General features: G+C 64.4%; 2 pseudogenes. One reads left to right on the top strand and one right to left on the bottom strand.

Annotated elements, in window-relative coordinates:
- Nucleotides 1–350: pseudogene (locus FQ755_RS05090) on the bottom strand (ABC transporter substrate-binding protein); the annotation flags it as partial.
- A 136-nt stretch (nt 351–486) separates the two neighbouring features.
- Between FQ755_RS05090 and FQ755_RS05085 the strand changes: the two are divergent.
- Nucleotides 487–570 (top strand): annotated as a pseudogene (locus FQ755_RS05085) (response regulator transcription factor); the annotation flags it as partial.

Here is a 570-nt window from a genome sequence, read left to right as displayed (position 1 = left end):
CCGTCGTTGACGAGCTTGATCTGCAGGTCCATCGCCGAGCTCCACAGCACGTCGGCGCTGGTGCTCTTCGCCGCGTTCTCGCTGATGTAGCGGTTGTACAGCTCGGTGCTGTTCATGTCGTTGTACTCGACCTTGACGCCGTACAGGCTCTCGAAGTCCTTGATCAGCGGGCGCACCAGGCTGGTGTCGGTGGTCGAGTAGACGATCAGCCGGCCTTCCTGCTTCGCGGCGTCGATCACGCCCTGGTAGTTACCCGGATAACCGGCCGGCACCTGCGCCTGCGCGGCGCCGGCGGCGAGCAGGGCGGCGGTGGCCAGAACGGCCGCGCGGCCTGTCTTTGCGTGCTGCATGTCTTCCTCCAGATGAAACCCCGGGCGGGATTGTGTTCGTTTGTGTGACGCGGATCGTAAGCGGCGGGCACTTTCAGTCTGCTTTCGTTTCGGGCCACAATAGCGTCCGTTTCGTCATGGATTTCCCGAGGTCGCGATGCGCGTGCTGCTGGTCGAAGACAATCCCTCCCTGGCGCAGTCGCTCACCGACGCGCTGGCGGCCGCGCGTTTCGCCGTCGAT

It is taken from the genome of Paraburkholderia sp. BCC1885, assembly GCF_900996235.1.
In the GTDB taxonomy this organism is placed as follows: Bacteria; Pseudomonadota; Gammaproteobacteria; order Burkholderiales; family Burkholderiaceae; genus Paraburkholderia.
The sequence above is the reverse complement of the archived record's forward strand: the minus strand, read 5'-3'. Positions and strand labels throughout refer to the sequence as shown.